General features: G+C 42.8%; 16 protein-coding genes, 1 tRNA gene and 2 pseudogenes. 2 read left to right on the top strand and 17 right to left on the bottom strand.

Annotation, left to right across the window (positions count from 1 at the left end; all coding sequences use genetic code 11):
• The first annotated feature begins 114 nt into the window (after positions 1-114).
• Positions 115-945 carry a patatin-like phospholipase family protein gene (locus tag WKT05_RS08675; protein WP_340413758.1) on the top strand — a complete coding sequence of 277 codons (831 nt, stop codon included), beginning with the start codon at positions 115-117 and terminating at the stop codon, positions 943-945.
• Between the two features lie 185 nt (positions 946-1,130).
• Here WKT05_RS08675 and WKT05_RS08670 read toward each other — a convergent pair whose 3' ends face one another.
• The 17 genes and pseudogenes from WKT05_RS08670 to WKT05_RS08595 all read right to left on the bottom strand — a co-directional run bounded on the left by WKT05_RS08670 (position 1,131) and on the right by WKT05_RS08595 (position 18,230).
• Entirely contained in the window at positions 1,131-1,352 is a 222-nt protein-coding gene (locus tag WKT05_RS08670) for an IS3 family transposase (protein ID WP_340413757.1), read from the bottom strand.
• A gap of 98 nt (positions 1,353-1,450) precedes the next feature.
• Positions 1,451-1,708 (bottom strand): hypothetical protein, encoded by a 258-nt coding sequence (locus tag WKT05_RS08665; RefSeq protein WP_215508052.1) that lies wholly within the window; start codon positions 1,706-1,708, stop codon positions 1,451-1,453.
• A 20-nt stretch (positions 1,709-1,728) separates the two neighbouring features.
• A pseudogene (locus WKT05_RS08660) lies at positions 1,729-1,947 on the bottom strand (hypothetical protein); the annotation flags it as partial.
• A 6-nt stretch (positions 1,948-1,953) separates the two neighbouring features.
• Positions 1,954-2,100: pseudogene (locus WKT05_RS10655) on the bottom strand (sensor histidine kinase); the annotation flags it as partial.
• A gap of 16 nt (positions 2,101-2,116) precedes the next feature.
• Positions 2,117-4,585, bottom strand: coding sequence for an ABC transporter permease (locus WKT05_RS08655; protein ID WP_340413756.1), 2,469 nt, complete (start codon positions 4,583-4,585; stop codon positions 2,117-2,119).
• Entirely contained in the window at positions 4,578-5,258 is a 681-nt protein-coding gene (locus WKT05_RS08650) for an ABC transporter ATP-binding protein (protein ID WP_340413755.1), read from the bottom strand. Before WKT05_RS08650 ends, WKT05_RS08655 begins: the two co-directional genes overlap by 8 nt.
• Before the next feature lie 47 nt (positions 5,259-5,305).
• Positions 5,306-6,166, bottom strand: a complete 861-nt coding sequence (locus WKT05_RS08645) for a sensor histidine kinase (protein ID WP_340413754.1) — start codon at positions 6,164-6,166, stop codon at positions 5,306-5,308.
• Position 6,167: 1 nt separating this feature from the next.
• A complete protein-coding gene (locus WKT05_RS08640) occupies positions 6,168-6,818 on the bottom strand; it encodes a response regulator transcription factor (RefSeq protein ID WP_340413753.1) in 651 nt (216 codons plus the stop codon).
• Positions 6,819-6,944: 126 nt separating this feature from the next.
• Complete coding sequence (locus WKT05_RS08635; protein ID WP_340413752.1) at positions 6,945-7,220, bottom strand: IS3 family transposase; 276 nt, start codon at positions 7,218-7,220, stop codon at positions 6,945-6,947.
• 61 nt (positions 7,221-7,281) lie between these two features.
• Positions 7,282-7,542 carry an IS3 family transposase gene (locus tag WKT05_RS08630; protein WP_340413751.1) on the bottom strand — a complete coding sequence of 87 codons (261 nt, stop codon included), beginning with the start codon at positions 7,540-7,542 and terminating at the stop codon, positions 7,282-7,284.
• A gap of 9 nt (positions 7,543-7,551) precedes the next feature.
• A complete protein-coding gene (locus tag WKT05_RS08625; protein ID WP_340413750.1) occupies positions 7,552-7,782 on the bottom strand; it encodes a hypothetical protein in 231 nt (76 codons plus the stop codon).
• A 416-nt stretch (positions 7,783-8,198) separates the two neighbouring features.
• Positions 8,199-8,828: a hypothetical protein gene (locus tag WKT05_RS08620; RefSeq protein WP_340413749.1), complete on the bottom strand. Its 630-nt coding sequence runs from the start codon at positions 8,826-8,828 to the stop codon at positions 8,199-8,201.
• A gap of 67 nt (positions 8,829-8,895) precedes the next feature.
• Positions 8,896-10,221 carry a magnesium transporter gene (gene mgtE, locus WKT05_RS08615; RefSeq protein WP_340413748.1) on the bottom strand — a complete coding sequence of 442 codons (1,326 nt, stop codon included), beginning with the start codon at positions 10,219-10,221 and terminating at the stop codon, positions 8,896-8,898.
• 154 nt (positions 10,222-10,375) lie between these two features.
• Positions 10,376-17,056 (bottom strand): S8 family serine peptidase, encoded by a 6,681-nt coding sequence (locus WKT05_RS08610; RefSeq protein WP_340413747.1) that lies wholly within the window; start codon positions 17,054-17,056, stop codon positions 10,376-10,378.
• Positions 17,057-17,350: 294 nt separating this feature from the next.
• Positions 17,351-17,578 carry a hypothetical protein gene (locus WKT05_RS08605; RefSeq protein WP_340413746.1) on the bottom strand — a complete coding sequence of 76 codons (228 nt, stop codon included), beginning with the start codon at positions 17,576-17,578 and terminating at the stop codon, positions 17,351-17,353.
• Positions 17,579-17,618: 40 nt separating this feature from the next.
• Positions 17,619-17,870, bottom strand: coding sequence for a hypothetical protein (locus tag WKT05_RS08600; protein ID WP_215508065.1), 252 nt, complete (start codon positions 17,868-17,870; stop codon positions 17,619-17,621).
• A gap of 283 nt (positions 17,871-18,153) precedes the next feature.
• A tRNA-Pro gene (locus tag WKT05_RS08595) sits at positions 18,154-18,230 on the bottom strand.
• Positions 18,231-18,386: 156 nt separating this feature from the next.
• Here WKT05_RS08595 and WKT05_RS08590 point away from each other — a divergent pair.
• Complete coding sequence (locus WKT05_RS08590) at positions 18,387-18,875, top strand: hypothetical protein (RefSeq protein WP_340413745.1); 489 nt, start codon at positions 18,387-18,389, stop codon at positions 18,873-18,875.
• Positions 18,876-18,906 lie beyond the last annotated feature (31 nt).

The following is an 18,906-nucleotide window of genomic DNA, read 5'->3' as shown; positions in this document are numbered from 1 at the left end:
GAACAATCGATCGGGAAAAAAACGGGACGTGTCGGGAAAATCCATCTTGTCAGTTTCGATCAATCGTGAAATAATGAAAACAAAACAAGATTTCGTCAACGAAAAGAGGGATACATGCTTGGAATAATTGATGTAGGCGGCGGCATGCGCGACGTGTTCGGCGCCGGCGTATTGGACTATTGTTTGGATCATTGCATTCAATTCGACTACTGCCTCGGCGTCTCCGCCGGAGCCAGCAATTTAATCGGCTACCTGGCACAGCAGCCGGGTCGCTCCAAAACCTTTTACACAGACTACGCCTTTCGCGACGACTACATGGGCGTGAAGCACTACAAGGAAACAGGGGATTTTATTAATCTGGATTACATCTACGGCACCCTTTCCAATCACGACGGGGAATACCCTCTGGATCTGGATCGGGTAAAGGCCTCTTCCGCGCAATTTGTCACCGTGGCCACCGATGCCTTCACAGGCGAGGCCGCCTATTTTACAAAAGACGATTTGGCCCAAGACCGCTACGGTGCCATCGCCGCCTCGGCCTGCGTGCCGGTGGTCAATCGCCCCTTGGCCTTTCAGGGCGGCCACTACGTCGACGGCGGCGTCTCCGATCCCATCCCCATCGAGAAGGCGCAAGCCGACGGCGTGACGAAGACTGTGGTCATCCTGACGCGGCCGAAGGATTACTTCAGACGCCTGCGGCGGGATCTCTACTTCGTCCTACGCCTTCGAAGAGAATATCCCGCCCTGGCCCGGGCCCTTTCCAAGCGGGCCGAAACCTACAACCGTCAGCTGCGCCGCATATTGGCCGACGACAACACCCTCGTCATCGCCCCCAAATCCACCCTTCACATGAAGACCTTGAAATTGGATCTGGAGAAAATGAACATTCTTTACGACGAGGGCTATAAAAAAGGTGCGCAAATCGAAAAATGGCTTGCCCGCTGAGCCGACGCCGATAAACAATTCCATTTCCGACAAAAAAAGACCCGCGATAGAGTGACCCCATAAAGTTGGACTTAATCGAGCAAGCGAAATGCTTGCTCGATTTTGTTTTACATAATATCCGTTATATGCAGATTGCATCCGTTCACGGTATTGCTTTGGACTCAAGCCTCCAACTTTTATTTGATTCAATCGTTGTTGTAATAGTGGATAAAGTTTTTAATAGCCCGGACGAGTTCTCTCCGGCTCTGGTAGATGTGACCGTCGTAGATTTCTCTTTTCAGTACACTGAAGAAGTTCTCCATGGGTGCGTTGTCGTAGCAGTTGCCTTTTCTCGACATGGCTTGAGTGGTCAGTATGGAAAAATTTAAATTTTTAGGAAGCCTCGTATGTGAGAATATGTTAATCAATAAGCATCTTATTATTTAATATATCATTCTGGAGCAAAGAAAAAACAGCCCTCAAAAGAGCTGTTTAGATTGTTATTTTCTTGTTTTAGTCGCATTACTTATATTAGATGACCTACAAACATTGCTATAGGCAGTAATAAGATTAACATAATATTCAATACTATAAATAATCCGTCCTTTTCCCTTACCCCAAATATTAAACCTATTAGTCCAATAATTGGGCAGATAAACATGGATGTGAGTCCAGTTGGTCTTAGACTTGTATAGCTTTCAAAGATGTCTATTGGCAGTAGGTAGGAAATCGCAAAAATCGTGAGTCCAAGTAGAAATAATTTTTTACTGATATTTTTCTTCATACTATTCTCTTTCTTTGAAATTATATTGTTCGAATTAAATCTGTAGTTGGTCTGTTTAAAATTCTCTTTAAAGAAAAATGATAGATGATTAGATTAATACCATAGACGACTAATGAAAATCCTAAGAAACTTTTATAGTCATAATATTTTATTAAAGTACTCATTCTTAAATTAGAAGCGATTATCGACATTATAAACATAACTCCTAAACTTGTTATAATAGAAATTGTAACCGACTTTTCAAAGTAAAATTTAATTTTAAAAATCGCACCATCTTTTCCATTTTTTACAGATATATCTCCATTGTCTGCCTCAACAATTGATTTTGCCATGACAAGTCCTATGCCAAAGCCCTTAGAGTCAGGACTTTTGTAAAATCTTACTAATATTCTTACTCATAAGTCCCTCCTAGTCAAATCCTCTTATCAAATCAATGGGATCGATCTTTAAAATATTTTGTAAAGTTGTCTTGTAAATTAAAATATTTATACCATAAATCAAAATCCCAAAAGCAAGGAAATATTTATATTCAAAATAAGACAACAAAATTTTCATATCCAATGTTGGAGATATTTTTGCAATTACAAATAAAGCAGCAAAACTTACTATTAAAACTATTGCCAGTGATTTAATTTCTTCTAATATAAAATCTCTTGTATATTTGTTTTTCAGTTCTTCCTCATCTATTCCACAAGACACTAAAGATCCAATTTCTTTTTTCCTTGCCATTAAACTTAAATTAATAGAAGAATATCCATTAGTTATATTTAAAATAAAAATTATGCTTGCAATAAAAATTATCATAAGTCCAAAAGTTTTTACGTCTTTCATGCGATTTGCTTCTACATCTTTGCTTGTAGTTAAATTATAAGTTTCATTGTAGGCAATGGAAGAATCTAATCTCTCTTTAACTTCATTCTTTATATCGTCTAACTTATTTTCATCAACTTTCATTGAGAGTTCGTAGGTGTTTCTTCTCAAGTCATTGTTGTTTTTTAAATAAAATTTATTCCATTCTTCTAAAAGTTTAAAGTATGTGTCAAAGTCAACATATAAATTCACATAAAAAGGTAGTCTTCTTTGCCTAAAGTCCTTTGTGTTATCAATTAACCTATCTACTTTGATTGAATAATTGTAATTTTTCTCTTCTGTTATAGAGTAATTTAAAATATCCATATTTTTAAAATATTTTGTTGTTTCTGATCCATCAATTGGTGCATTTGGATTTACTTGGACCTTATTTAATAGCAAAACTTCTCCCTTTTTACCTCCTATTTTTTCAAAAGTTTGATCATCTAAAGCAGTTATAAATCCATCGAGATAAAAATCTTCGCCATTATCATAATATTTACGCATTTTTCCATCTAAATCAAGAGACCTAAACTCATCTGAATAATTTTGCTCCTTACTAAGAGAAATATATTTTTCAGTTGAAAGAAAGGCTCTGTCATTTTCTGTAGTCTTCATTATATCCTTTAAGACATTTGGAACTTCAGCTTCATTTGAATGAATTGATATATTAATATTCGTATTGTAAGTGTAAGTATTTTTCACCCTATTGTACTTTGCCATAGAGAAAACTATCAAAAAAATTGATACAATTATCATTCCAATTGCAGAAATATATCTCTGAGAGGAAATAGTTTTTAAATTATTTATCTTTAATTCCTTCCAAATATTTTTATTCTTCTTTAGTTTTATATTTTTGTCATTAAAATTGCCCTTTATACCATCAATTATATTTACCTTTGCGATTTTTTTAGCTGGAGCAAGTATTGCTATTAAAATTATAAAAAAGCAAATTAACAAAACTACAAGTGAAAGCCTTGGCGAAAATTCTATATACTTGTACTTTTCCTCTTCCTCTACAATCCTTTGAATACCAAGATTGAGGAGGTTGATTCCTCCATATCCGAAAACATGTCCCATAACTATTGGTAGAAGCGAAATTTTTAATCCATCTTTTAAAAGCAATTTATAAATTTGGTAATCTGTTGAACCAATGGACTTGTACATTGAAATTTCTCTTATCTTTCTTAGACCCCAAACTGTAAAAATATTTTTTACAAAAAATATAAAAATAAGTATTGTAGCAAATATTAAAATAGAGTCTACAATCACCTGTCTATTTTGTTGTAAAAGACTTCCATCAACATTATAGTAATCTTTCATTATTTCGCTAAATTCTAGTTCTACTTTATCTTTATTCAAGGCAGATGCAATTTCTTTTTCTAAATTATCTTTATTACTATAGGCTTTTCTAAAATTATCAAATCTTACAAAGCTATTAGTCTTTGCATCCTTTCCAATGACAGTAGAAGCATAAAAAATCTTCATATTCTCATTGTAAAGATTTCTTGTGATACCACTTATTACATATTCTTTGCTATTTTTTCTTGCAAATTCTTCATCCTTAGTAACACTTGAAACTGGCTTTATAATTTTTCCATCAACTAATCTATTCCCAAATTCTACTTTTACCTTATCGCCAATTTTTAAATTTTCTTTTTCTGCAAGACTTTTAGGTATGGTAATTTCGTTATCTTTTGTAGCAAAACTTCCCTCTTTTAACATATTATCTTCTAACATCTTGGTAAAAGCTTGGTCTGTATAATTTATCACTAAGACATTTTGAGATAGCTTGGCAGAATCATTTTCTACTGCAACTTCTCCCACTTCTTTAATGTTTTTTATTTCTTTTAATTTACTTGAGTCACCAGAAACTGTATCAGGCATAATTTTAGCATCATAAATTGATCTGTTCCTAAAATATTCATAATCAAACTTATTATTTACATATCCAAAGTAAACACTAAATGTAAAGAAAATTGCAGTTATAAAAAGTGAAAGTGAGATTGAGAGATTCTTCTTATTCATTATCCTCATCTCCCACTATTTTCCCATCGACAATTGTTATTACCCTTTCTGCCTCTAGGGCTATAGACTCATCATGGGTGATTACTATAATTGTCTGTTTTAAAGTCCTGTTAAAATATTTTAAAATTTCAATTATTTCTCTCGAATTTTCTCTGTCTAGGTTTCCCGTTGGTTCATCGGCGAGTACAAGAGACGGAGAATAGATAAGACTCCTTGCTATGGCAACCCTTTGTTGCTGGCCTCCTGATAGTTCACTTGGAAAAGAGTTAAGTTTACTTTCTATACCCAATTTTTTAACTATATCTGAAAATTCATCTTGATTTGTTTTTCTTTTATCTAGTTTTAGTGGAAGTTCTATATTATGACGAACTGTTAAATTTGGAATCAAATTATAAAACTGGTAAATTAGTCCAACTTTTCTTCTTCTAAAGTATGCCAATTCTTTTGTAGAATACTTTGAGATGTCGTTACCATCTATATAAATCTTGCCATCATCTGGACTATCCACTCCTCCTATGATATGTAAAAGTGTTGATTTGCCAGACCCACTTGGTCCAACAATGGCCACAAATTCGCCTCTTCCAATTTCAAGGTTGACACCATCTAAAGCAATAACTTTGGAGTTTCCTACTCCATATTCTTTTCTTAAATTTTCTACTTTTAATATTTCCATACTTGCCTCCTTTTTATCAAAGAAAGCTTATTAAAGTAAAGTGATTTTTAGGTGACATTGTAAAATTTTATTTCAAATCTTGCTCCACTTCCAGTATTTGAAACAGAAATTTCCCCGTTGTTTTTTTCGACAATTGTCTTTGCCATAGCAAGTCCTATGCCAAAACCATTTGAGTCAGGCGTTTTATAAAAGCGTTTAAAGATTTTTTTGATATTATCTTTTGCAATTCCTCCGCCATTGTCTTCAATGATTAAGCATGTATAGATGGGGGTTTTGTATGATGAAACCAGGATTTTATCACAAGTCGGTCTATTATCAGCATTTTTTACAATATTAATGAGAGCTTCTGCCAGCCAATAAAAATCTCCATAAATACTATTTTTCTTTAAACTTTCTGCTACTTCTACATTAGTAGATCTCCTTAAATCTAAACTATCTAAAGCATAAGCCACTAATTCATCTAAACGAATTTCTTCTTTTTTCATAAGATCTTTGTTGGCATCAAGGCTTGATAGTTTAAGAAGAATATCTGATAGAGAGTTTAATCTAATAGTTTGTCTTTTTAAAATCTCTATATCTCCATTAGCTGGAAAGTCCATCTCCAAATTTTCTATGGAAAAAAGCATAGATGTAATAGGAGTTTTAACTTGATGGGCGATGTTTTCTAGGTATTCGATTTGCTTTTCGCTATTTTTTCTACTTGTCTCTTTGGCTTCTACTATTTCTATAAAAAGCTTATAAATTTTATCTTCCAAAATTGAAAAATCATCTTGCTTCATAGGAATTTTGTAGTCCTGATTTTTCATATTTTCTACCAGATCTATAAACTCATTTATTCTATTTTTCTTTCTTGATTCTAAAAAATAATAAAGAAGTCCCAGACTTATTATCCAAAATACATATAACATCTCAATTCATCCTATAACCAATTCCTCTGACAGTAGTGATAACTTCCTTATCAAGTTTTTCTCTGATTCTCTTAATAGTAGATGTGAGTGTATTATCATTTACAAACCTATCCCTATCTTCCCAAAACTTTTCTAACAGCTGGTCTCTTGTATAAACTCGGTGAGGATTTTTAGTAAATAAGACTAGGATTTCATACTCAAGTGGAGTTAGTTCTATTTGCTTACCTTTAAAATAAACTTTTGAATCATTTAAATCTATTTTGATATCCTTGTAAGTAATTATTTTGTCTTGACTTAGAGGTATTGTCCTTAAAACTGCATCAATTCTTGCCCTTAATATTGCAAGAGAAAATGGTTTAGTTAAGTAGTCGTCTGCTCCTTGATCTAGGGCAGAAACTATAAAATCTTCGTCATTTTTAACTGTTGTCACAATAACTCTTATGTCCTTATCTTTTAATCTCTCTATCAAATGTTGACCGTCTTTATCTGGTAGATTTATGTCCAATAGTGCCACGTCCATGTCTACATTCATCTTATAGGTCGCCTCGTAAAAAGATGATGCAATCTCTACCTCATAACCATTATTAACTAAATACTTTTCCATTTGTAAGGCAATCTCTTTATTATCCTCTATAATCAAAACACTCTTCATTTTAACCCTCTCATGTATCAACTTTTATATTAAAAACAGACCCTTCACGGTAGAGTAACCCCATAAAGTTGGACTTAATCGAGTAAGCATTTCGCTTGCTCGATTTTGTTTTACATAACATTCGTTCTATGCAGATTGCATCTGTTCACGGTATTGCTTCGGACTCAATCCTCCTAACTTTTCTTTGATTCGATCGTTGTTGTAGTAGTGGATAAAACGTTCGATGGAACGCACGAGTTCTTGTCGGCTCCGGTAGATGTGACCGTCGTAGATTTCTCTTCTCAGTACACTGAAGAAGTTTTCCATGGGTGCGTTGTCGTAGTAGTTGCCTTTTCTCGACATGCTTTGAAAGATGAGATGTTTTTTAACATGGCTTGATAGGCGGTCATTTGGTAACCCCAACCGCGATCGGAGTGGAAGGTGCGGCGGTAGGGGCAGGTGTCGGTGCGCTTGATAGCTTCTTCTAAACCTTGCAGCATGGTGACGCCGTTGGGTTGATCGAAAGGATGTAGCTGATGATTTCAAGATTATACAGGTCCATGACCTGAACCAGTCGTTGAATTTTCTTTTTGCTCACCACCCCTCCCCGGTTCTTCAGCTCCAGATGGATCCTTCGATAGCCATAGTCTTTGTGTTCGCACCGAATAGCCAAGACTTCGTCTCTTAAGGCTTGATCCTTATCTGCTTCGCTCCGCTTTTTCTGCCAGTACATAAATGAGGGCAAGAATCTTTCTTAGTTGGAATTGTTCTCGGAGTTTGGCGACGATCCTCGCCTTTTGTTCATTGCTTCTTCCCTCTCCAAACTCCTTAACTGTTCCCAGAACTTCTTTTGAATGGTGGGTTTCCGGTTTTCCACTTCTAATTTTTTGATGCGGTTTTTCAATGCCTCCCGTGTGGATACATCACGAGGCACTTTCTTTGTTGAAGACTTCGGTGTTTGATTAAGGTCGTCTTTCTTCGTCACAGGTCTCCCTCCGTTGTGTGATCGCAGCCCCTCAATGCCCTTCTCTCGGTACTGTTTTCGCCAGTTCACAATCATGGATGGATTCAGCCGAGTTCAAGGGCAAGTTGGCTATAGCTGCATTCGCTCGTTTCGTAACGTGTGATGGCTTCTAACTTAAACTCTACACTGTACTCACGATTATTTCTAGAGCGTATTAACCCTTCATCGCCAAAATGTCTGTAATTATTCACCCATAGTCTAAGAACAGATTTTCAATTTGGTATTTCATTGCCAAGTCACGGTAACTTGATTTCCCGGACAAGTATTCCTCGACAATTTCCTTCTTCAATTCATAACTGTATTTTGCCATTAAAAGACCCCCAAAGGTTGGATTTCTTGGTCCAACTTTTGGGGGTCAGTGCACGAAGGGCCTTTTTTTATTCCGGTTCCACCGGCGCATTTAATGTTTCGTTTTCGAAAAAGTTCGTGCCGTCATCCCCATTGCCTTGGAAGGCGCCGAAGGTGGAAATGTAGTTTTCCCCGTCGATGGTGTAATGGGCTTCCACCTGCAGGTATTCCAGAAAGTCTTTTTCGTATTGGCGGCCGTAGCGCTTGGTGGTGTAGCTGTAGCCCAAGTCCCCTTCGTCCTTTACCTCATCGGTGATAATCCGCGTCTTTTGAGGATCGTCATCGTCCGATGCGTGGGCGATGATTTTAATGCTTATCTTTTCCGGCTTCACGGGCTTTTCATTTTTCTCGAATTGGAAAAAGATCCGGGGCTTTTTATTTAATTTGATACAGGGGATGTCCCCTTCGATCTTTCCGCCGATGGTATCCTGCACCTTCGCCAATTGATTTTTCGTCAAAGCAAGATAGTCTTTTTCTTTAAAGGTGCGGACAATGGGCTTGCGCTCGTCCCATGCCACGACAGCATCCATGCGCACGCCGCCCACCGTTTCGTTGCGCCGAAAGTCCGGCGTCGGCGAGAAGGCATAAGACAAAAAGGCCGCAAAAGCCACCCCCGCCACAAAGAGAATACCCAAGGCGATCAAAACTTTCTTTCTCATGGCCCACCTCCTTTCCCTTTATATACCCTTCTTTCCCGCAATAAAAAACCGGCCCGAGGCCGGCGTTTTACAGATTGATTAAGTGGATGGCCACTTCGAAGTAAATTAAGAGAGCGAAGGTGTCCACCAAGGTGGTGATGATGGGCCCTGCCATAACCGTCGGGTCCACGTGGACTTTGTCGGCAATCAAGGGCAGGATGCCGCCGATGATTTTCGACAAGGTCACCGTCAAAAGCAGAGTCGCCGATACGGTAAGGCTGATGGATAGATCGTGGTCGCCTAAAATGGTCATGCGGACAAAGTTTACCGCCACCAAAATAGAGCCGGTAATGAGGCCCACCTTCAGCTCTTTGCTCATGACGGAGAAAATATTTCTGAAGTGGACTTTCCCCGTGTACAGGGCGCGGATCACCGTGGTGGAGGACTGGGTGCCGGCATTTCCGCCGGAGTCCATGAGCATGGGAATGTAGGCGGCAAGGGCCACGCTGGATGCCAGCAAAGACTCGTAGCGCTGAATAATAAAGCCCGTCATGGTGGCCGTAATGAGGCAGATAATGAGCCAAGTGGTGCGGTCTTTGGCGATGGCAAAGCTTGAGCGCTCCAAATAATCTTCGTCGGAGGTGTCCTGTACCCCGTGGATGTTGGACAAGTCCTCTTCGTACTCTTCGTGCATAATGTCGATGGCATCTTCCAAGGGAACCGTACCGATGAGGCGCCCCTCGGAGTCCGTGACGGGGATTTCCGACAAGTCGTAGCGGTAGGCGAGCTTCGCGACGATTTCCTGGTCATCCGTGGCCAGGACGGTGCGGGGCAGAGGCCTGAGTATGTCCTCCACGGGCTGATCCATATTGCGGAGCACATCGGCTAAAAAGACGTAGCCCAAAAGCACCAGGGAATCGTCGGTGATCCAGATTTGCTCCAGCTTGTCCCCATCCAAGGTGGATGTCATGACCCGCTGATAAATGTGTTCCATGCCGGAAGAGGCCTTGGCAGAGACAAACTCCACGGTCATAATGGCGCCGACGCTGTCTTCCGGATAGCCTAACAATTTATTGACGATGACCCGACGGTCGCCGGTGACGAATTCGTCCATAAGCCGGCGCACCATGTTGGCGGGCAGCTCCTGCAAGGTATCCACCAACTCGTCTTCGTCCAGCTCCTGAATCAGGGTGCGAATGGCATCGTCGGTGTAGCTGTCGATTAATTGACGCTTCGTCTCCCCGTCTAATTCCGCAAAGGTGTCCGCCGCCTTGTCCTTGTCCAAAAGCTTCAGCCACAAAGCCACGGACACGGGATCCATGTCCTGCAAGCGATCCGCCAAATCCACCGGGTCCATTTGATTGATTTCTAATTTTAAGGATTTAATTGCATCCACGTCGTAATTACGTGTCATCTCATCCCCCTTTTCTCAAGAAAAAAAGATCGAGCGCGCCCAATCCCTTTGTTTCCTATGAATAGTCCGATTATATCATAGGCGATGAAAAGAAGATAGTTTTCGCATATTTGCACAAAAAAGACAGACCGGTTTTCCGATCTGTCTTTTGATTTTAGTGGCCGAATTGATAGATGACTTTTGCCAGTTGAGCGCGGGTGAAGTTTCCTTTCGGAGCGAAGGTTTTGTCTTCGTTTCCTTGTAGGATTTCGTAGCGGCTCATGTGCATGACCGCTTCTTGTGCCCATGAGGGAATGGTGTCGAAGTCGGTGTATTGCGGCACTTGTTTTGTTTCTTTCAATTGGATATTTAAAGTGTTGGTGTATCGATAGAGGATAGTCGCCATTTCGGCGCGATCCAGTGTTTTGTTCGGTGCAAAGCGATTGTCGCCTACGCCCAGGACGATTTTGTTTTCTGCCGCCCATGCGATGTAGGGAGCGGTGAAATCACCTGCATCCACGTCTTTAAATGGCGCGGATTGGTATTTGCTTGTGTCCACATTGGCGTAGCGTGCCAGGACGGTGACAAATTGTGCCCGTGTAACGGGGAGATCGGGCTTGAAGACGATGTCGCCTGCAATGTTGCTGAAGTAGCCTTTTGCCAAGGCGTCTCGTATAACGGCTTCCGCCCAGTGGCCGGTGAAATCGTCTTTAATTTGCGATGCTTGGTTTCCATTGGCAGAATCTTGGGAAGCAGATCCGCGGTTCGGTGTAGAGGGGAACCAATTATGACTCGATCCGCCACGGCCGGGCTTGGTGCCGGGGTTGGGCTTGGTGCCGGGATCAGGCTTCGTTCCGGGATCGGGGTTCGTTCCGGGATCAGGCTTCGTTCCGGGATCGGGGTTCGTTCCGGGATCGGGCTTCGTTCCGGGATCGGGGTTGCTTTCCGTGTCTTTCCATTGCGCCGTAATGGTCATGCTGTCGTTGATGGTGACTTGTACACCGGGTTGCATAAGTGTGCCCGATACGAGCCAGCCGGCAAATTCCTTTCCTGCCGGTGCTTTCAAGCCGTTTTCCGGCAAGGTAATGGTAGAGCCTTTTTCCACTTCCATGGATTGTGCCATACCTTGTCCGCCCGCTTTTTCGAAGTTTACAGTTATTTTTTCTATACGTTTGGCGTATTTAAATACAGCGGTAATGTCGAGACTGTTTGTTGCGTCAAGGACTTCGCCCGGTTGACGTAAACCTTTAAGGTCTTCCTTTTCCGCCGAGGGTGCACTGCCCTGTGTTCTCGATACGCCATCCATAAAGGCGTTGGCTTCTTCCACGCGCCAGCCTGCAAAGACTTTGCCTTTCGGCGCCGTCAATTTGCATTCCGGCAAGGCGAAATCTTCCCCTTGGGCGACTTTAATGGACTCCATGGTGCCTTTGCCTTCGCCGGCATGGAATTGAATGGTGACCATCGTATTATCCTTTTTGACCAGTTCGTCTTTGTCAGGATCGAAGCTCATAATTTTCACCGTCGTATTCCGTGCGTAGTCTTTTGCCACGACTTTGATCACATAAGGAGCGTCGCCGTATTCTTCTAAGTTCGTGTCGGCGATGTAAGCTTTGTCGTTAATGAAGATCTTTCTTTCTTGGATTTCACCCGGAGCTCCATTGGTACGTTTGTCCGTTACGTCGACATGCAGTTTCTTATCCTTACCATAGGGAATGGCTTGACCCTTCCCTTGATCTTTCGAAATGGTGACCTCGGGTTTTACATCATCTAAATAGATATGGTATTGGGTGGTGAGGGCACGTTGAATGATGTTGCCATCCTTATCTTTAATGTCGCCGGGCATGCCGTTTCCGGAGTAATCTTTTGCCGCCCAATCCAGGCGATCGCCATCTTCAAAGGGGATCTTCACTTCAAAGGGTCGGCTGTTGTCGCTCTTTAGGTCGCCGTAAATCAGGTATTCGTCGACGATGCTTTCGTTAATGCGCAGGTGCCAGTTAAAGCCGCCTTTATCGCCGACGACGCCTTTCATCACCAAGGGGCTCTTGCGAACGTAAAGTTTGCTGTCGGCAGTGGGGTTGAAGAAGTTTTTATCCATATCCAATTGCACGGCATCTTTATCGAAGTAAACGCATTTGCCTTTTTCGGAAATGAGATTGTCTTCTTTCAATTCCACTTTGCCGTTCACTTTTATCGCGTTGCCATCTCCATCTAAGGCAATTTTGTAAACCTTGTAGTTTATTTGGTTAAAGCCTTGGAGAATATTGAAGCGGACATTTTCGTCTTTTCCAAAGTCCTCGCCCTGTTCGCAACGGGATGCGTCGCAGAAATATACGTCGGAGCTTAAGGGCTTTAAGCCGTTTTTACCCGGGTTGAAGGATGTGATCTTTACGGCGTAGCCTTTGTAGATCTTCAGTTCTTCCCGCATTTTAAAGACGGTGTTGCCGTTAACGTCTTTATCGGCGAAGACTTTGCTGTTTAAATCGCCGTTACTAAGTTCTTCAATACCGCCGACCTTGGATTCGACGGGGTGGAATGCTTTTTCGTCTTTTTTCTTCGTTTCGGGCATTCTGAAGAATATGGGTTTGCTGTCGCCCTGTTGATCGACGACGAAGAGTTTAATATCCCGTTCGTAGTTGGTTCCCTTATCGTTATTGACATCGTCTTTGTTGCCGTAGAAATCGAAGGAAAGGGTATTGTTTTTGTCGTCGTAATTGAAGGTCATGACTTCGGCTCGTTTGCCGGTTTTTATCATGGACGCCGATTGGTAATAAAGCTTGGCTTTTTTCGATACATTTTTCAGCGTACCGGATACGCGGAAGCCGCCGTCTTCATCGGGGGTGATTTTGCCGACATAGCCTTTCTTGTTCAGACCCTCCATGGATTCCTCGGTGTATTCCATAGGATCTCCATTTTCATAGAAGAGGGGGTTGCCGTCGGCGTCCAGTTTGTTGTTGTAGTCGCCGTAGTCGGTGTAGTCAATTTCTTCGCCGGAAACAAAGTCGAGCTTTTTATAGGTCTTGGGTTTCGGCATCTTCCGTAAATCGGCTTTTTCTAATTTTCCTATAGTGGAATGTGCTTTGTCCAAGACGATGTCCGGCGTGCCTTCGACCTTTTTGTCGTCTTCTTGTTTTTCTTCTTCCGGTTTGTCTTCAAGGGGGGCGGCGGTCTTCAACTTGCTGCCGTCGATGGCGTACTTGTCATCTGCCTTGTAGTCCTCTTCATCTTTGTTTGCCGTTGCGTTTACTTTGTATTTTAGCTTACCGTCGGTAAGTTTTTGATCGAATTTCACGCGGAAGGTATCGGAGAAGTTGGTGGCGCCGTCGAGGGCAGCCAGTTCCAAGGTTTTGCCTTGCAGATCGCTGTTGGCGCCTTTAATGACGTAATGGGTTTCGCCGGTAGTGGCGTCGTAGCCTTTGTTGAGAACTTTTAGGTTCGGCTCTTTAATTAAGTCGCCGTCTTCATCCACAAAGGATGCGCCTAAGAACCAAAGTTTGTTGGAAACTTCTTTAAAAGCTTCGGGATGTTGTTTTTGATCGTAGTTAAACCACGTCTTCGATTTGTCCTGGTTTTGGTGATAGGTATCCTTCGCCACAACCTTAATTTCATCGGGATTGGAGCAATCCACAGAAAGAATCGTCGGCGCCGTATTGTCGACCTTCACGGGAATATAGGACACTTGATAGGGGTAATCCGGCGTGAGGCGGTATTGGAATTTGTAGAAGTATTGGCCTTCGGCAAGGGGGGTTAGGCCGGGTTCAATGTATTCTCCATTTAACTGCATCTCTTTCGGTGAATACACTTTGCCGTCCCATTGCATTTCGGGGAATACTTTCATTTTGGACTTTTTCAAGCCCTTTGCCGTGTTGCTCTTACAGTTTAAAATGCCTTTAATAAATTGTTGTACGGAAAGGACTTTAAGGTTCCGTTGACCCGCTTCTTCCTGTTGGTTGACGATGGCCACTTTCGCATCGTAGGCGGAGCGTAAAATAAGGGGCGTAGGCGTTACCATTTTATCGGTGGTGTAGCCGGCGATGATTTTACTGTCGCCTGTGGTTTGTTGCGTAAAGTCCATGCTGTTATTCAAGGAGAAGAAATCAGGATCTTGTTCAAAGTTCGGGTTGCCGTCTTCGGTGTTTTGAATCACACCCGCCGGGTTAAAGAGGTCGATTCCGTGTTCGCCGCCGCGACCGCGGTTCATGGTGCCGGGGCGTTTTAAGTTACCTTCGTCGTCGTAGCCGACGATGCCTTTGGATTTGGATCCTTCTTCCCACGCCCATTTGTCGATAATAGTTTCTTTGTTCCAGTCTCCTGCAAAGCCCATGACCGGCATGGATAGGGAAGGTTGTGCGTTTTCGTTTTTGCTGTCAGCGGCTTCTTTGGATTCAAAGCTCAAGAAGCTTTCCACAAATTGATTGTTCGCTTTGCCCGTTTCCATTTTCGCCGCCAAATTATAACTGCTGTGGGCGGGAACGGTAATGGTTTCGGAGCCGAGGCTTAGGCGGGCGCCCTCTACTTTTTTCGGGTGAATTTCAGCGACGATTTTTTGTCCATCTTGGCTCTTTTCGTCTTTGTATTCTTCGTCCAGTTTTTTCACCGGCGTTTCCCCGTCGGTGGTGACCGGGCTTGCGGACACGTTAAATGTCAAGTCGCGATCGGAGATGTTTCGAAGGGTAATGGTGAAATCTTTCGATCCGTTAATTTCCCGCAAGGAGGCGGAACCGTAATCGTTGGATTGGCCGTCGCCGCCTTTGGCTTTTACGGACACGATGACATTGTTCTTCAACGCTTTTTCCACGTCGATAATGCCTGCCCCTTGTTGACGAGGTGATGCAAACAGCGTTTGATTTTGTTCATCTTTCGTCGTCGGGTCTTTCATGGGCCGCGCGGTATTTTGTAGCATGATCTTCGTCAAGGATACGAGGTCGATGCCCGATCCTTTAATGAGGGGATCTTTTTCGATTTGTTTTAAGCGGGGCCGAATCAATACGGTAGATGCGGAGACCACGGGGGTCGCCATGGAGGTGCCGCTCATGTATTGATAGGTGCTTACGCCGTTAATGACATTCAGCGTGGAGTAAATGTTTTTACCGGGAGCGGATACGTCGGGTTTTAAGAGAAGGTCGGTACGGGGACCCCAGGATGTGGAACCTGCCGGCACTTCTTCGTCGCCCCATTTGATTTTGTCGTTTAAAAATTCGACGGGGAGGCGCTTTTCCTGTCCGACGGCGGGTTTGTGGGCATCGAATGACTTCATGTCGATGCGGTAATCGCCTTTTTTGTTTTGCTTTTCATCGGCAGTCGTTTGTTTGCCGGTGATCATGTCCCAAAGGTCGCGTCCGTCGTAGCCGGATACGGAGAAGACTTGTACTTGTGTACGTTCGTCTTGTTCGTAACCCATGGCAGGCACATTTTCCCAGTCGTCGCGGTTGTAATAGTTTACGGTGTTGACGACGATTACGCCGACGGCGCCTTTGTTTTTAACTTTTTGGAAGGCGTATTTCATGTCGGTTGAGAAAATTCGATCCATGACGACGATTTTTCCCTTGACGTCTTTTCCGGCAATGTCTGCGTCTTGGCATTTACCTAAGTAAATAAAGTCGTAATCTTTTTGGTTGAAGTGTTTTTTGTCGAAGAAGGCGCCGATTTGAGAGTAGCGCATATCTTTTCCGCCGATCTTCACGCCGTTAAATTCCACGACTGTATTTCTCGACGATGCGACGGCGATGGCATCTTCGTGTGCCGCCGTACGGGTGACGTTCCCCGTGTCAGTCATTTTAAGGGCATTGTTGCTGTAGCGATCCCAGGACGAATCCGATGCGGATGTGGCGTAGTTCCCCGTGGCGACGCAAACCGGAATGTCGGCTTTACGCAGGCCGCGAATGGCTTGCCAGTATTTTTCGCCCACAAGGCCTGTGCCCGTAAAGCCCGATGAAATGGAAATAACGTCGGCGCCATGTTGGATACAGTCTTCAAAGGCGTGGAACATGGTTTCGTCGCCGGCAAAGCCGTCGCTGGCGTCGGAGTACATTTTGTATGCCATTAATTGGGCGTTGGGGGCAATGCCGCGGATCCCGTTTTTAGCCTGAAGATCCTGTTTCGTGGCGTTGGCTGCTAAAATCCCGGAAATGTGCATGCCGTGGGGGTCGTGATAATCGCTTCCGTCGTCATACATTTCCTTCGTAATCGTGCCGCCGCTTAAATAGTTGAAGCTGCGGGGCACTTTCGGCGACAAGTAAAAGGGCTTGTCCTCAGGTTTTAAATTCTTTTCCTGTATTTTAGCGGCAGACAAGGCGTCGTCATCTAAACGCATGTCCTTGTGCTTATAATCCATCCCCGTGTCGATGTTGGCGATGAGCATGCCGCGGCCGTCGTAATGTTTCCCGATTTCGGAATTGGTCGCATTAATGGCCTTTAAGTAATCGGTGGCTTTATCCACTTTGACGACTTTGCGCGCGTTTTCCATTAAAGGCTCGAGGGTTCCACAACGCTCGACGCTCTTGACCCCCTGCAAGGTTCGGATAACTTCCGCCTGTTCGGGATAGGTCTCCACGGAAACCGCATTAAAAAGGATGTGGTAATCGTAAAGGATTTTCACATCTTTCATCTTTTTTAATTTTTCCTTCACCGGAGCACGCATCGCTTCCTGTGAAAATTCTACGATGTAGGAAAATTTCTCGTTCTTCACTGCCACATTTTTCTGTGACGCTTCAAAATTTTTTACAATGGCACTGGCTTGCGGTGCTTTCTTATGTACCGTCGCCTCTTTAGTGCCGTCAACAGCTGCTGCCAGGGCGCTTTCTGCCGATGAAAAAATCATCGTCGCCGCTAACAGCAAGCTAATCGTCTTCTTCTGCATCCAAAACCTCCTATGGTGGACCGCTAAACTATTCTTGGGAACGATAACCATTATCGTCCAGTTAGGATTATAAGCTTCTAACTATTCCACGTCAAGGGGCTTTTTACTTTATTGAAAATAAAACAAGTCTTTCATTGGATGCGAATCATTATGATCGATTTTTTCGCGCGAACGGTATAGTTGATAATATTAATCGAAATTAATTTGTTCCTTTCTCGAAAATTCTTCGATTACTATATCTTCTCTTAGAATAAAAAATGCCTCCTTATAAAGAAGGCATGCAAAAATTGCACGTCAAGCACGATTGGTCGATGGCGAGGATTTCTCCAATACATCGATGGACTTAATTTCATCCGGAAAAAATAGAATAAGATGATTTCCCACACTCACATCGATGCTTTCTTCTCCCTCTGGATTATTATTGGAATCCGTATAGCCCTCCACAAAGCCGATCCACTCGCCATCATCAACGTCCACCAGCCTAATGGTTTTACCCCAATAGTTTATTAAATACGCCATCATTCACCTCATGCTTTTGCTCTATTAGGTTGATGTAGACTCTCTACTCGTCGTCACACATCCGAATTGCTTTTCTTAATGTGTCGTTTATTATTTCATCAATTCTTGAAGAAGCATCATATTCAACACCGATGTCCATAAATGATTCGTTCAGAAACTCCAAGATCGGTTTGTTCTCTCTATTTTTTTCCAGTCGTTCATAATCGTCTGCAAATTCGATTGCAAAGTATTCATTGATATTGTATGGCGATTTTGATATAAGGGATAACAAAATCTCTCGCAACGTTTTTTCCAATGTTCACTCTCCCTTTTTTCGCTATACATCACAAGCCAAGTTTCGGGCTCTGCCACACTTCTACCTCCGAAGCACAGCCCTTTTTTCTTCTATCCTCTACTGGAAAGATAAAAGCATCTTGTCCATAATGGAATGGATGATTTTTCTTCGTCACATGCAAAAAATCGGGATCGAAGTCGGGAAATGGGGATCAACGCCCAACAAAGAGATGGCGTCGGACAGTGAAGGAAAATGAAAAAACGGCTGATTTACGCCTTTAAACGTAATCAGCCGTTATCACAATTGGTCGAGATGACAGGATTTGAACCTGCGACCCCATGTCCCCCAGACATGTACGCTACCAAACTGCGCCACATCTCGATGCAATAATGGTATTATAACAACTTTGCCTCGCCTTTGCAAGTACATGATCCTATTTTTATTTTTCACATATTCACGCGGCTAAAGAATAGTCTTTTTATCCACGATGTTGTACAATAGTCGTGATACATCTGATAGGAAAAAGAGGAGGGTACTATGAGTGAGAGAGTAGACGGAAAGGCCATTTTGGAATTGTTGGCCAAAAATGAACTGGAGGTGGCGAAAGTCTATCGCTACCTTGCCGAAGAGGCAAATTTCGGCGATCTGTTTTTTGAATTGATGGCAAAAGAGGAAGATCGCCACCACGATGTGTATTTGAATTTGGCGAAGCAGGCCGAAGCCGACGGCGGCTGGGTCGTAGAAAAAGACGACTACGACTACTTCCGCCTTCGCTTCGAGCGAAGTCTTTTGTCGAAACCGGAAGAGCTCGTGGAAAAGGCGAAGAAAATCCGCGACAAGATGGATGTTTTTGAATTGGTCGAGCGCATCGAGCGGGAAACCGTGGAAATCGTGCGGGAACTCCAAGACATCGTGCCTCGCTTTGCGCCGAAGGAATTAAAACTCATCGAACAACAGGAAAAGGCCCACTTGAAAAAAGTGACCCAGCGAATTCGCGACAATATGCTTAATGTAAGAGGCATGTAATCGCAAGAAAAGAGCGTCCCGAGGGACGCTT

Source organism: Peptoniphilus sp. HCN-40583 (assembly GCF_037892835.1).
Lineage (GTDB): Bacteria > Bacillota > Clostridia > Tissierellales > Peptoniphilaceae > Aedoeadaptatus > Aedoeadaptatus rachelemmaiella.
Note: the sequence above shows the minus strand (reverse complement) of the source record. Positions and strands in the feature narration are given on the sequence as shown.